Origin of the sequence: Paraburkholderia sp. MM5477-R1 (assembly GCF_050436385.1) — a bacterium.
GTDB lineage: Bacteria > Pseudomonadota > Gammaproteobacteria > Burkholderiales > Burkholderiaceae > Paraburkholderia > Paraburkholderia tuberum.
Window position 1 is genome coordinate 838,418 of sequence record NZ_JBNDMC010000006.1, and the last position, 13,566, is coordinate 851,983.

Below are 13,566 nucleotides of genomic sequence, written 5' to 3' on the forward strand. Positions count from 1 at the left end.
GCCGTTGCTGTGGCGCGAGTTCGAGCGGCGGCTCGGGGTCGAAACTGCGAGTTGGCGGATGCCGGAAGCGATCGTCCCGCTGCACGACGCCGTCACCGTCGGTAACCCGTCATATTGCTGACGTCCAAGAGAGCCTCGTCGAACGTCGGCAAAGGCCGAGGAGCGACCTGAGACGGAAGTACGGCGGTCACTCAGCGACGGGCTTCCATCCAAGTGGCAAGGCAGACGTTCTCCTGTCGTTCAGCGACGGATTAAGCCTTGTCCGGAAAGCTCCCCTCGACAAACGCGCGTGCCTCACTCTGGCCGGTGCGGGCGTAGGCCGCCGTCGTCTGCACCGACGCGTGCCCTAGCAGCGCCTGCGCCACCGGTAACGGCACGCCATGGTCGACCACCAGCGTGCGCGCATAGCCGTGCCGCAGCCAGTGCGTGGAGGCCCGCTCCAGCGCCGCGCGCATCGCGCGGTCCGCCTGTGGCACACGGGTCGCGGCCAGCGCAAATAACGCCCGGACTTCGTCGTAGAGTCCGCTCACACCCAGTGCCCAGCCGCGCTCGCTATGGATCAGCGGCAGGCGCTCATCCGCGGGCGGATCGGCCGGCAGTCCCACGGCACGCCGGTAGCCACGGAGCGCCGGCAGGCAGGCGGCCGGCAGCGGGATCGCGCGCAGCCGCTGGCCCTTGCCCAGTACGTGCAGCGTCCACTGCCGGGCCGCGTCGACGTCAACGTGCGGCAGCGCCAGTTCCTCATGCCAGACGAGTTCCGCGAGCCGCACGCCACCGTAGCGGTAAAGCGTCCAGATCGCGCGACGCCGCATCCAGAGAACCGGCGGGACCCCGGCCGGCGCGTCACCGGCGGCGACGGCATCGCAGTGCGTGAGCGCGGCGGCCGGCAGGAACCTCACCGGGGTCCAGGTCAGGCGCGCGCGGCGCCCGGCAGCCAGGCCCTCGGCCGGATTGACGGTGAGATAGCCGGTGCGGTGCCACCAGGCAAACAGGCTCGAGACGGCAGCGAGCGCCCGTGACACGCTCGCCGGCGCCGCGCGCCGGACCTTGCCTGCGTCGTCGGTACACGGCGCCTGCAGCGCGTCGCGGTACGCGATCAGGTCCTGCCGGGTGAGATCCGAGAAGGGACCGAGCCCCTCGCGCCGGCACCAGGCGGCGAGGCGCCGCAGTTCCGAAACGTACGCGCGTAGCGTGTGCGGCGAGTGGGACGCCCGCTCGCGCAGGAAGAGCCTGACGGCCTGGGCGTCATCGGCGACACCGAGCGTATTGGTCAGCGCCACCGGATTCGCGAAGCGCCCGGCGCGCGCGAGCCATGCCGCCCCGACGCCGCCGGGCAGCAACGCTGCGTCCGGCGTGATGACGGCTGGGAGCCGCGCGCTGTCCGGCGCCTCGCCAGCGGCAGCCGCACGGAAGCGCCGCCGGTGCTGCCGCAGGACGCGTTCGAGCACCGTCGACGCGGAGGGCGCCGCGGCTTCGGGCACGACGCGGAGGCGCCCGCGCTCCCAGTACTCGATGGCGGTGTCGTGCCCGAGCAGCAGCGCGAACACGGCGGGGTGCTCGCGCTTCGCGTCGGCCAGCGACGGGCAGCCGCGCTTGAGTGCGGTGAGGGTCCAGCGGCAATACAGCGGATGGCCGAGCGCATGCGCGAGGTATTCCAGCGCGGCGTCGACGGAGGCGGGCAGACGCTGCGGCGGCCGGCAGCCGGTATCGAGCCAGTCGGACGGGTTCATCGCGCTTTCCTCGGCGACATGCTGGCGGCCGCCGTTGTCGTTCGGGCCGCGCTGCGCCCTGGCTGGCGGCCACCGGCAGTTTGCTTCTTCGCCGTCACGCTGCCGACGAGCGCCAGCGTCTGCCGCTGCTCCACCACCACGGTGGCGAGCGCGGCCGCTTCCGCCGCGGCGTGCTGCCGGCCATTGCGCTCCTCTGCCAGTTCGGTGAGCAGCCGGTCGCGCAGCGACTCGAAGGCGGCAAGGCGCTCGGCCGCGCGCGCCAGCTCCGCTTCGAGCCGCGCGCGCTCGGTCTGGAAGGTCTCGCGCTGGTGTGCCGTTTCCCGCAGCAACTGCTTTGACAGGCCGTCATAGTGCGCGCGTTCGGCAGCGAGTCCGCTGGCATGCTGACGGGCGGCCTCGGCCGCCGCTGTCCCAGCGTCCTTCAGCTGCGCCTGCAGTTGTCCCACGGTGTCCTCGACGACCGCGGCACGCTTTTCAGCGGCCTCCAGTCCGGCGCGAGCGACGGCCAGCTCCGCATCACGGGCACTGAGCTGGCTGCGCACGTCAGTGAGTTCGACCCGCAGCAGTTCGACCTTCAGCCCGGCGTTGCGCTGCGCCTCGGTGGCGGTTTCCACCCTGGCTTCGGTCTCGCGGCGCAGCTGGACAATACCCTCGAGTTGCGTCGCGACTGCGGCTTCCCACAGGGCACGCATCTGCGCAGCGATCGCCGGCGGCACGTCCGGCACGGCGAAGCCGGCGAGGCCTGCGTGGACGAGTTCGGCCTCGATGGCGTTCAGGTGCCGCGACAGCGTGGCGGGGTCACCGGCGCCCAGGCGCGCGCGCAGTTTGCGGACTGATACGATCCGGCGGAAACGGGCGTCGGAGGCAGGCGCGGTCTCGCCCGCCTCGGCGAGCATCGCGAGCACGGTGGTGCGGATCGCATCGGGGGTGACAGCGGCGGGGCGGGCCATGGCGGACTCCGGAAACCAGCACTGCAGCAGTGCAGCGCGCCAGGGGCGACGGGCGGAATCCGCGGCACGGGGCGCAGGGCGGGATTTCCAGTGTGGATTACGCACAGCGCTAACGCAAGAAAACCGCATTTGTCGCAGTTAAAAACGTGCCCGCCATGATAAACGCCCTTATCACGGCCAGCGCAATCGCTGGCGGCCTTCGGATCAGCCACCCCGCGGGCTGGCTTGCCACTCCTTCGGCGCCATCGCCACGGACAGGCCGCGATGGAGGCGAACGACAGGACAGCGGTGGGCTGCGGACCAATGGCAGGGTTCTTTCGCAGAGGAGTCGGCCGGCGTGTCGTCGGTGCGGTTGGCGAGTCCGAGCCCGCGCTGGGTGCACCCATGGACCAGGTCGCCGACGTGGGTCGACCCTCGGGCTCCCGTTGTCGTGCGTCAAGGGAGTGGTACGCGCTATCGCCAGTTGAATCGATGAGCGGGCGGCATCAATCCGCGGCGCTGCCCTCAGAACGAGCATGGTGTGCGCGCCTTGGCCGATAGGGGTAGCGGCCCGGCAGTGGAGGTTGTCCTGTCCGGGCATCGGTCACCACTGCAGACGTCGAACGCTCATTGCGTGCGGGGCTGTGGATCGGGGAGGGTGGCGGCTTCCTATCACCCCACCGGGGAAACCAGATGAACAAGCAGGAACCGGTCGACGCCGTCGCCGCCAAGACCGGTACCAGCAGGGCGTTGGCCGCCGAAACCCTCGATGCGCTGATCGGCACCATCGCGACGGCGGTCACCCGGGCGACACCGTGCCACTGATCGGGTTTGGCTCGTTTTCAACGGGCGCGCGCGCAGCGCGGGTCGGCCGTAACCCGGCGACCGGCGCCGAGATCCAGATCGCTGCGGCGAAGACGGTCAGGTTCACGGCGGGGCAAGGCGTTCAAGGATGCCGTGAACGGCGCCTGACAGCGGGCTGACAGCCGGCCATGATCTGTTCGCGCGGCAGACCGCGGTGACGGATGGCTCGTCGCCGTCCGGCGTCGCCGGAGAACGTTGTCCGCATCTTTCGTTTGGCCATGCGCAGTCGACCACCTGGACCGGTCGCCTCGGACCTGGCAGGACCGCCGGCCGAAAGTCAATCCGGCCAGCGGCGTGGCAACGGCCTGAACACCAGTTCGCTAAGCAAAAGGAACGATCAGGAGTCCGCCGGCAAGCGCCGCCGATCGGCACGCTGCTGCGCTACCAGGCGCGCATCGTCCGGGTCGTCGCCGGCGCAAGGCCAGCGCGCGATGATCGAATCATGCGAACTTGGGGTCGTAACTCCGGTGCTATCCGAACTGCTCCAGGAACCCGGCAGCAGTTGGCGTTCGCGATGAATGCTAGCGAAGTCCATTAGCACCAGTCGCTAGCTCCGGCATCAATCGACGTGCTGGTCAGCACGGTGGACTGCGTCGTTTGGGAGAGATTCTTGGTATGTAACGAAAGAGGAACGGCGATGGGGAGCCACGCTGGAGAGGCTGCCATCGCCGACTCTTTGCGTCAATAAATATGGAATGCGTAGCAAAAGTCTCCAGTGCTGCGGCACAGTGCATCAATGACCGATCAGTGCCGGACCGGCGCGGCCGCGTCATCAGCCGCCTCGTGGGTATTGCCCAACTCATGCAACGAAATGCCGCCGTAAAGGTCGGGTAGCAGCGGTGCATTACTGCACCGCTGCCCCCTAAGAACCGTGCATGCGAGTTTCCCAGCACACGGCTCAAGCCTTTCAAAGCCCCATTGCCGAGGCCGGTTTCACTACTGAGAGTCCGAGGGCACGCGCGGCCCGATGGCAATCCGGGTGAAGCATCGTCAGGTTGCTGATCGTGTCCTTACCGCCATCGATCTTTCGCTCCAGGTGGTACAGCCGCCAGCCACTGGATTTCGTGATCATTTGACGACAGACCGGACAGGACCTCTGCTGATCGAGCCACAACCGGATCAGCCGCATCCGGCCCTTGAGCGAGTCCATCATCGCGAAGCCCAACCGCTCTTCGAAATAACTTTCCCACTGCGGGTCGAACGGGTTTGCGGCACCCTTGATCTTGCGGTGCCGCCGGATCGGCGTGCCGACAATGTCGTACAGCGTCAGAAGTTCACGCTTTCCATTGCTGAGCACTTTGTCCGTCGCCGTACCAAAGACCCATTGGCGGGCGCCAACGGTTCGAAAGTACTTCCGACGTACCCAGTGCGAGTTCTTCTGCGGGTGTCGGCGCTTCGCCCAACGCCATAGACATTGCCAAATCGCATGAGCAACCTTGTTAAAGGTGCGCTTCGCCACGACATGCCGATAATAATCCGCCCAACCGCGAATCTTTGGGTTGAGCAGGCGGATCAGACGATCGTGTCTTAGCGTTGCATTGCCTTTCACGACGTCCCGAAGCTTCCGCATGAAGCGCTGAACGCTCGTTTTGGCCGGCTTGATCAACAACTTGCCGTCGTACTTGCGAACGTTCATGCCCAGGAAATCGAACCCATCGTTGATATGCGTGATCCGGGTCTTCTCCCGTGACAGCGATAATCCCCGCTGTGCAAGAAACTGCACGACCAGCGGCATGACTTCATCCTCCAGCACTTCTCGCGTCGCGCCAGTGATAACAAAGTCATCTGCATATCGAACGACGTTAACCTTCGACGGATTCCGGCCGCCTCTGCAGAACTTCGCAAGAAGTGTTCGTTCTAACCCATCGAGAGTCATGTTCATCAACGTGGGCGAGATAATACCGCCCTGAGGCGTACCCGCTTCCGTCGAGTGAAAGACACTGTTGTGAAGGTAGCCAGCCTTCAACCACTTTCGCAGTATCGCTTTGTCCGTTGGGATGTGGGCGACCAACCAATCATGCGAAATTTCATCAAAGCAGCTCCGGATGTCGGCCTCCAGAATCCACTGCGCGCGATTGCTGCTGGCCAGTGAGATAAAGCACTGTTCTATCGCGTCGGCCGTGGAGCGGGCGGCTCTGAACCCATAAGAGTTCGGATCCGCCATGGTTTCTGCAACAGGTTCGAGTGCAAGCAGATGAAGCGCCTGTTGCGCTCTGTCGACCATGCAGGGAATTCCAAGAGGTCTCAGCCGTTTCCCGTCGGCTTTCGGGATATATATTCGTCTCAGCGGCAGAGGGCGGTAGCCCCGCCGCTTTAGAGACTTCACTGCCTGGAGTCGGGACCTCGGCGTAGACCATGTGAGGCCGTCTACGCCGGGAGTCCGTCTACCCTGATTCTCAGTCACCCGTCTGACGGCGAGTGCCTTGCCGCTGAACGAGTGGGTCAGCAACCACTGCAAAGCCTTCACCTTGCCGTACTTGCCGTCCTGTGTCGCCTTCACGATGCGAGCCTGCAGCCTTCGAATCTCACGATAGCATCGGGCCCAATCGACATCGTTCCAATGCATTGCGCGATCGGAGGACGCACCGGTGCCGGCTTGCTGCACTGTCATTTGCTTCTCCTCCTTTGAAGGTTCGTCAGACTCTTTCGTGACGAAAGACCATGCGGAAGTCTGCCCGCTTTCGCGTAGGATGATGTTGCCTTGCGGCGCAATCCCTATCCGTCTGATTACAGGACGGCGTTCGCTTTCTCCGCACTCCTGTTCCCGCACCTCCAACAGCTTTCCTCACGGTCGGCTTGCCCGACTGGGCAGAGATACGGGGTTTCCGTGTTCCGCATCGTTCGCAGGAATGGTTTAGGCTCTGCTTCTCCACCGGTAGCACCATGTCCGCGCTGCCCCATCTTATAAAGGGCAGACCTGCTACGTTCCCGTTTTGGGTGGGGCCTATCAGTGTCTTTGGCCCGTCTAAGTTAACGATGTTTATCAGCAGTTCAAATACTTTAACCATGCCATCCAGTCTAGCGCCCCCTCCGCATTGACACTCGCAGGGGCACCGTCGTCTCACGACCACGGCTTAGCTTGCGCCGGGCTACATTGTCTCGGTGGCTTCACACGGCGCCGTTACCAGCCCCGCATGCACCAATAGACTACGGGCGACGGAACGCCCGGTTTCCTCCCGCCAGACATCGACGGTAAAACAACGAACGAAGCGACCTCACGTCGCACAGAAGAAAACTTATCTTGACAGTCCGGTTCCTGATACGTTTTTTTGCAAATGCATCCGTCGCTCACACAACTAAATCTGTTAATAGGGTTCAACTATTTTTGTTAGCGCTCGCGCCTCTTGCCATCGCGTGCATGCCTTCCATGCGTATGCGCCAGAAGAGGGCTTTCGGCTTGTGCGCCATGATCGCATCTGGCCGCCCATTCCTTTACAACATTGGTTGAAATCGTTCAGCGAATAATAATCTAATTGCCGGCGCGACTGCGATGCTTACAAATCTAGTTGAAGTCGGATCTGCGTTCCGGGCCTCATGCAGCGGTATGCAGGCGATGCTGCGGTCGCGCAAGGATGATTACAAAATCAGTTGCGGGAGCGGCCACTTCAGTCTTGTCGCATGCGCGCAACCAATGCGAGCAAGCGCGAATTCATTTGCTCGGCCGGCAATTGCGCGAACCAACTGTGACCGGGAAGCAACCAACCATTCGAAGCGATACATGGCCAGCCTGCTCAGCGAATCGGTGAGCTCCGTCCATGAGTACCAGCACGCGTCCCTGAACGCGACGAGGTCCTTCTTGAGTGGGCTCCAGGCAAGTGAATCACCCGAGAACATCACGCGATCATCAAGCAGGTACACGACGCTACCCCGAGTGTGTCCGGGTACAGGGATCGCGCGAACGTTGATCGCAATGTTCGTTGCTGACCCGTCGTCGAGCAGATCCGTAGCATATGGGGCAGCCGACGCGTCCTCCCGATGAATCCAGACGCGAGCACCGAATCGACGCGCGTATTGGTCAGCGTCTGCGACGTCGTCACTATGCGACAGCAGAATGTGCGCAATACCGCCGGCGCCGTCAAACCATTCCACCAGCTCCGCCGCATAGCGAGGGGAGTCGATCAGCAGATTGCCTTCCGGACGCGATGCAAAATAAGAATGTGTGTAGATTGTCAATTACGATGGCCGCCCGCCAAGGTAATTGTCGTTCTCTAAATGTGCTCCGAACGACGTCCGCGCGTTGAATCCACAGCGCCACACGTCCGAGGTGAACGGCTGTGGAAAAATCGCGGCGTTCGGGCGAGGCTGTTTTGTTTCACTGCGTACCGATGCCGTAGGACACACAAGCATCGCACGCCAGGCATTAAGTTGCTCTTCTGGCGTCGCCGGCTGCCGAACGAAGACACTCTTGTCGTTTCGTTCAACAATCAGCTCTGGCGCGACGTGACGCGATGCACCGCAATTGATGCACGCAGTATCGATGTACCACTCGCCTGAAACAGAGTCGCTATTACGTATGGGCTTCATCTGGTGCTCCCTGGCCGATGTGCACATCAGCCGGCTCGACGATCGTCCGCGTGTCGCGGTCCTCGGAGGGTTGTTGCGACCATTAGACTACGATGACCCGCATGGTCCATGCCTAGTTTCTGCAGCCGTGTTGGTGTTCCCCAGCCTGACGCGCGCTCTTTCGGTAGTCAAACGGCACTTACCGCGCCCGATGCCTGAATCCAGCCTTCAGCGCGTCCACGAAGAGTTGCACCGCTCGTGACGATTTGCGCCGGCTCGGATAGCAGACGTGATGCCCGACAAAGGTCGGAAAACGGTCTGCGAGGACCCAACTCAGCCGGCCAGCCTTGACGTGACCGTCGATGAGATCCTTGGGCACGTATGCAAGCCCGAAGCCGCCCAGCGCTGCGTCAGACCATCTGATAAACGTTATTGAACGTGAGCTGGCCATCGACTCGGACCTGCAATTCTCGCTGTCCTTTACAAAGTTGCCAAGAAAACAGCGAATCCCGCGTCGGCAGTCGCAGATTGATGCAGTTGTGCAGGGTCAGATCATGTGGCGTCTTCGCAGCAGGTCTTGACTGCAGGTAGTCTGGCGATCCTACGATCGCCATCGTCATGTCCGGCGCAATGCGTACAGCGACCATGTCTTTGCCCACCTGGTCGCCAAGCCGTACGCCGATGTCATAGCGATCCGCGCGGGCGGTTCGCTGCAGGCCGGCTGGGCTGTCGGATACGGCGTCGCGGTGCTGCTTTCGACGCTCATCTTCAGCACGCTCGAGCCGTCGCTCGCGTGGCGTGTATGCGGCAATGCCGGCCGCGCGTTCGCATCGTTGGCTGGCGTGTATCAGGGTCACGCAGACGGACTCTGTGCTTGACGCGCTGAACCGGGCTTTGCATGAACGTAGGCGATCCGACAGCCGAATTTTGTGTAGCGTACACCACAGGCTTTTGGAAACGGTGCCAGCGTCCGTATTCCGGCTATCGAATCACCTCGATGCCGCGCATCGTGCGATCAGCCGTTACCGCGAAAAACGCCTGTCGCGGGGTGCCGGCCACCTGCGCTAGCAAAATTAACGGACAACACTAGCGCCCTAATGGACACCGCTAGCAAAATTAACGATCTTCAACAGCAAACGCGGCAACCAGACAAATGCCGAATGTGAGACAGCCAATCTTCAACGGGATGTTGGTGGACCCCGGGGGCGCGACGGCGACAAAAAGCGACGGCAGCAAGGCACACACAGTCGTCCCTACGTTCTGTCCAATCGCCATGCCGGTGACACGCACGCGCGTGCGGAACAGTTCGGGGAAAAGACTCGGGAAGACGCCGTTGAAGCCTTGGTAAGCGACGCCCCACATGAGCACCGAGAAGACCAGTGAGAGCAAGATACTGTGGATGCTGATGGCGTACAGGTAGCCGAAAGCGAAGCTCCCGGAGCTCACAACGCCGACGATAACGGGGGGCCTGCGACCGATCTTGTCCGAGAGGTTGCCGACGAGCGGGATCAGTATTACCGAGCAAAGGTTGCCGAGGACCGGCACCCACAGAAAGACGCCGGCAGGAAAGCCAATACCGTACGCCGGCTGGACGGCATAGGTCGCGCCGAAGACGGTCGCCAAAAGCGCGGTGACCGCGGCAAGTGCCATGCAGACAACGCGCAAAACGTCGCTCCAACTTTGGCGAAGGACCTCGATGACCGGGGAAGGAGGAACTTTTCCGTGTGCCTGCTCTTCGGAAAAAGCTGACCTCCGACACACGCAGGCCAGCGGCGTATGCAGTCATCAGGATGGCACGCTGCTTCAGGCTGGGAATCGATTCGAAGAAACGTGTGACTTCATCGAAGCTGAGGATGACCGGAAGCTTCACGGGCCGCCTGGGCAAGGGAAAGTCCTCGTCGCTCCAGTCGCGTCTGAGCGAGGTTCGTTACAGGAAACGCAACGCGCCGACGGCCAGTTGCACACTCGCTGGCGCAAGCTTGCGTTCGTTGGTCAGGTGGATGATCCAGGCGCGAATCTCGTCGGGGCCGAGCGCCTCCGGTGAACGCTGGAAGTGTCGGGCAAAACGGGAAACCTGCTGGAGATAGGTCTTCTGCGTGTTCAGCGCAAGGTTGCGGAGCTGCATGTCGTGCAGCATGCGTTGGCGCAGCGGCGTCATGGCGAGCCTCCTGGAACAGTGGATGGAATACCCGGTCGGGCATCTCCATCCTGTTCCTGGTGGCCTTCCCGCCAGTTCGCTGTGGTTCGGCATCAGGCAACCGCACGAGGCGAACGCGAGGCACTGACTCCTGCTCTCCCCCCACTACCGCCTCAGCGGTTTAGTACAACGACCCCTATGCTCAGGTCGCAACAATGCGCAGATGGCCGGTCGCTGACTACGCCGACCCAAGCATGGCAAAGCTCGAGCAAGGCGGGCGAGTAAGGAACTGGACATAGTTCTCATCTGTAGATGCAGTGGTGGTCCCACTTCTGGAGATCACCATGGGCATCGTTCGCCGCTCCCACCGCACTGACAAAGACGGTTTCGCCGACGGGCCGATCGGACCATACGTTGGTGCATCCAAGCAGTACGTGAGCCAACGCCGGATCCCTGCGAAGATGCTCGATGTATGAGGATCGTGGCAGTTGCGCAGGGCGTTGTGCTCCGTTGTGAATTCGAACCCAGCAGCCTCGACTTCCAGCCGAACGGTATCGGGATCGATCCGGTGCGACTCCTTCGTTGCTCCGGCAGACGCGACGTCATCGACGATCACATAGGCGGTGCCGGACTGGAAGGCTACGGGTCCCGTCCATGAACTGGCCGTCATCGACGCTTTCGCACGCCGCGGTCGGCGCCGCCCCGCGAAGCTTGCAGGAATCCGCGACGCCGAAAGTGGATGGATGAACTCGTAGCGGCGTCCGCCTGGCCGAAGCGGGTCAGGGCATCTCCAGCGCCAGTGCCAGCCATTTTTCTTTCACGGGCGCCTTCAATATCGACGGATGGTCCTGACCGAACCGCGAGCGTCGCAGAAAAACCATCAGTCCTTGCCAGTGCGAGTAGATGAAGGCGCCGCGAATCCGTGTCTCCTCGACGGTGAGTTTTGGATTGATCTGTCCGACCAGATCGCTGAACAGCGAGTGATAGGTCTCGCTCACTTTTTCCATAAGCTCGCGCATCCATTCGTGCCGCTCTGCCAGCGACCAGCATTCGAACGCGAACGGACTGACGAGCGATTCAGGCGCGGTAAAGGTGTCGAACGTGTGATCGATGAACGCCTCGAGCCGGCCGGTCGGTGATAGCTTCGAGTGCAGCACGATCTCGTGCGAAATGGCCATGTATCGACGTGAGCTCTCTTCGATGGTCGCCTTGAGCAGCGCCTCACGACTGTCGAAGTAATGCTGCAAGGTGCCGAGCTGAGTGCCCGCTTCAGTCGCAATCCTCCGCTGCGTGAATCCGATATCGCCGCTTGTGGCGAAGACCTGTATCGCCGCGTCAAGAATCGCGGGCACCCGCGTCGTGCGGTTGCCACGGCGTTTGGTCGAATACGCCCGTTCTCTTGGTCGAGCCTGACCGTCGATGTTCGGTGTATCGGTGCTCATAGTGCTCCCTGATCGCCAAATAACAAGTCACGTGAACGATTATAAACCACCCGCTGCTCAAGGGAAATCGACTCCTGAGTCCCATGTTTGCGCCCTCGACAGCGTTTCCGCGCGTTTTCCCTGATCCTTTCGTCATTGATAACAAGTCAACCGACCTGCTATTATTGGTCGCCTGACTTGTTACTTGCTAGAATCGGAGAGATCACCATGTCAGTAGACAACCTCTGGAACCGTGAAGTCGATGTACTCGTCCTAGGAGCCGGAGCGGGCGGCATGACGGCTGCGCTCATCGCTTCGATCGAAGGTCTTCAACCCCTGGTGGTGGAGAAGACCGATCTGGTGGGCGGCACTGCCTCGACTTCCGCCGGTTCGATCTGGATCCCGGGCAATAAGCAGAGCCTCGACGCCGGCTTCAAAGACGATCCGAAGGATGCCGAATGCTACATGCGCGCCTTAGCGGGAACAGACGAGCGTGACCCGATCCGCGATGCTTATCTCGCCACCGGTCCGCGCGTCGTGGACTATTTGCGCGAACGCTCCGAAGTGCGCTTCGTCCCCTGCGGCAAGCATCCGGACTATCGCGACATGCCGGGTTCGGCCGTGTATGGCAGAGCTTTGGTCCCCGAAACCTTCGACGGCCGCTTGCTTGGCTCGGCGTTCGAAAAGGTTCGCCCGCCCATTCCCGAGTTTCTAGTGCTCGGTGGAATGATGGTCGGCAAGGCGGACTTGCCTCCGCTACTCGGCCGCTTTCGCTCGATCAAAAACTTCGTTTATTCGGGACGTCTGGTTTCGCGATACCTGCTCGATCGAATGCGCTTCAGTCGCGGCACGCGTCTGGTGATGGGCAATGCACTCGTCGCGCGCCTGTTTCATAGCCTTCGTAAGCGGGACGTTCCGTTCCTGTTCAACGCTCACGCGACACGCCTGATCATGGATGGCAATGCCGTAATCGGAGCGGTCGTGGAGTCCAGCGGCGCAACCGAGCGGATTCGTACACGAAAGGGCGTGGTCATCGCCACGGGCGGCTTCGGTCACAGCGCGGCCTTGCGCTCGGAGCTTATGCCGACGAACCCCGCAGACTATTCGCTCGCCTGCGCGGCCAATACGGGCGATGGCATAGAACTCGCGCGCAAGTCAGGTGCTTCGATTGCCGCCAAGGAACATGGCCGGGGCGGATTCTGGACGCCGATGTCGGTGGTGAAGCGTGCCGACGGAAGCTCGGGCCTGTTCCCCCATCTGCTGCTCGATCGTGCGAAGCCGGGGTTGATCGCCATCAATGGAAAGGGACGGCGCTTCGTGAACGAGGCCTGTTCTTACCACGATTTCGTCGATGCCATGCTCTCCGACAACGGCCCCGCACGCGGCACGCCAGCCTATCTCATCTGCGAAGCCGAATTTGTCGAGAAGTACGGTCTCGGCGCGATCTATCCTGAAACGCGCAACCTCAAGCCGTTCGAACGCAGCGGATATCTTCACATTGCAAATTCGATTGAAGAACTCGCGCTCAAGCTCAAGGTGAGCGCATCCGAGTTGACAAACACCATCGGCCGCTACAACGAACTTGCGCGACAGGGAAAGGACAGCGACTTCGGTAAGGGCGAGACCGAACTCAATCGATTCAATGGCGACGCTGCCGTGAAGCCAAACCCGTGTCTCGCCGAAATCAAACAGGGACCGTTCGTCGCGCTCGCCGTTTGGCCCGGTGACATCGGAACCAGCGCGGGCGTGCGCACGAACGGGGACGCGCAGGTGATCGACGAGAACGGCGAGGTGGTAACGGGCCTTTATGCCTGTGGCAACGACATGGCTTCGGTGATGCTCGGCACCTATCCCGGGCCCGGCACGACCTTGGGGCCCGCGCTGACCTTCGCCTATCGCGCGGTCATGCATGCGGCGGGCAAGTCGGACGTCGCGCTCTTCGCCAACGCCGCTTCAAGCCTGAATCAGCTCGGCTGATACCC

The 13,566-nt window shown here is 62.3% G+C and carries 6 protein-coding genes and 4 pseudogenes; 2 read left to right on the top strand and 8 right to left on the bottom strand.

Going from position 1 to position 13,566, the window contains the following annotated elements; all coding sequences use genetic code 11:
- Window positions 1-251 precede the first annotated feature (251 nt).
- The gene (locus tag OKW35_RS22235) at window positions 252-1,730 is read right to left on the bottom strand and encodes a tyrosine-type recombinase/integrase (RefSeq protein ID WP_429553153.1); all 1,479 of its coding nucleotides are present in this window, start codon (window positions 1,728-1,730) and stop codon (window positions 252-254) included.
- Window positions 1,727-2,680 (bottom strand): DNA-binding protein, encoded by a 954-nt coding sequence (locus OKW35_RS22240; RefSeq protein WP_429553154.1) that lies wholly within the window; start codon window positions 2,678-2,680, stop codon window positions 1,727-1,729. The genes OKW35_RS22235 and OKW35_RS22240 overlap by 4 nt, the downstream gene beginning before the upstream one ends.
- A 672-nt stretch (window positions 2,681-3,352) precedes the next feature.
- On the opposite strand from OKW35_RS22240, the pseudogene OKW35_RS22245 reads away from it, so the two are divergent.
- Window positions 3,353-3,631 (top strand): annotated as a pseudogene (locus OKW35_RS22245) (HU family DNA-binding protein).
- A 799-nt stretch (window positions 3,632-4,430) separates the two neighbouring features.
- Here OKW35_RS22245 and ltrA read toward each other — a convergent pair.
- The 6 genes and pseudogenes from ltrA to OKW35_RS22275 all read right to left on the bottom strand — a co-directional run bounded on the left by ltrA (window position 4,431) and on the right by OKW35_RS22275 (window position 11,605).
- Complete coding sequence (gene ltrA / locus OKW35_RS22250) at window positions 4,431-6,134, bottom strand: group II intron reverse transcriptase/maturase (protein WP_429551044.1); 1,704 nt, start codon at window positions 6,132-6,134, stop codon at window positions 4,431-4,433.
- A 994-nt stretch (window positions 6,135-7,128) separates the two neighbouring features.
- Window positions 7,129-8,047: pseudogene (locus OKW35_RS22255) on the bottom strand (MBL fold metallo-hydrolase).
- 178 nt (window positions 8,048-8,225) lie between these two features.
- Window positions 8,226-8,724 (bottom strand): annotated as a pseudogene (locus OKW35_RS22260) (LysR substrate-binding domain-containing protein); the annotation flags it as partial.
- A 433-nt stretch (window positions 8,725-9,157) separates the two neighbouring features.
- Window positions 9,158-9,779, bottom strand: a pseudogene (locus tag OKW35_RS22265) (MFS transporter); the annotation flags it as partial.
- A gap of 174 nt (window positions 9,780-9,953) precedes the next feature.
- Window positions 9,954-10,184 (bottom strand): site-specific integrase, encoded by a 231-nt coding sequence (locus tag OKW35_RS22270; RefSeq protein ID WP_429402590.1) that lies wholly within the window; start codon window positions 10,182-10,184, stop codon window positions 9,954-9,956.
- 758 nt (window positions 10,185-10,942) lie between these two features.
- Entirely contained in the window at window positions 10,943-11,605 is a 663-nt protein-coding gene (locus tag OKW35_RS22275) for a TetR/AcrR family transcriptional regulator (RefSeq protein WP_429402591.1), read from the bottom strand.
- A gap of 87 nt (window positions 11,606-11,692) precedes the next feature.
- On the opposite strand from OKW35_RS22275, the gene OKW35_RS22280 reads away from it, so the two are divergent.
- On the top strand, window positions 11,693-13,561 hold the full coding sequence (locus tag OKW35_RS22280; RefSeq protein ID WP_429553155.1) for an FAD-binding protein: 1,869 nt from the start codon (window positions 11,693-11,695) through the stop codon (window positions 13,559-13,561).
- Window positions 13,562-13,566: the final 5 nt, after the last annotated feature.

Coding starts and splice junctions, on each gene's coding strand:
- OKW35_RS22235 (WP_429553153.1), bottom strand. CDS start 1,730: ATGAACCCGTCCGACTGGCTCGATACCGGCTGCCGGCCGCCGCAGCGT.
- ltrA (WP_429551044.1), bottom strand. CDS start 6,134: ATGACAGTGCAGCAAGCCGGCACCGGTGCGTCCTCCGATCGCGCAATG.
- OKW35_RS22270 (WP_429402590.1), bottom strand. CDS start 10,184: ATGACGCCGCTGCGCCAACGCATGCTGCACGACATGCAGCTCCGCAAC.
- OKW35_RS22275 (WP_429402591.1), bottom strand. CDS start 11,605: ATGAGCACCGATACACCGAACATCGACGGTCAGGCTCGACCAAGAGAA.
- OKW35_RS22240 (WP_429553154.1), bottom strand. CDS start 2,680: ATGGCCCGCCCCGCCGCTGTCACCCCCGATGCGATCCGCACCACCGTG.